Source organism: Pseudomonas sp. PDM22 (assembly GCF_014851965.1).
Lineage (GTDB): Bacteria > Pseudomonadota > Gammaproteobacteria > Pseudomonadales > Pseudomonadaceae > Pseudomonas.
In genome coordinates this window covers 1-255 of record NZ_JACVAR010000069.1, presented here as the reverse complement: position 1 = coordinate 255, position 255 = coordinate 1, and the positions used below count along the sequence as shown (strand labels likewise).

At 65.5% G+C, this 255-nt stretch carries 1 protein-coding gene; it reads left to right on the top strand.

All coding sequences use genetic code 11. From position 1 onward, the window contains the following. Window positions 1-255 (top strand): Ig-like domain-containing protein (locus IB255_RS30690; protein WP_192211310.1); only part of this gene is annotated, 255 nt, incomplete at both ends.

The window sequence follows — 255 nt, the reverse complement described above, 5'->3', positions numbered from 1 at the left end:
CTCACGATGCCGCTGGCAACAGCGCCAACGTCGTCGCCGATCATCCGTACGAGGTGAGCATCACCCCGCCGGTGGCTGGCCTGGTCATCAACCCGGTGACCGACGACAACACCCTCAACCTCGCCGAGTCCAAGGTCGACCAGACCATCAGCGGCAAGGCGACCGGCGAGTTCAAGGCCGGCGACACCGTCAGCTTCACCCTCAACGGCACCGACTACAGCGCCAAGGTAGCGGCTGACGGCACCTGGAGCGTGA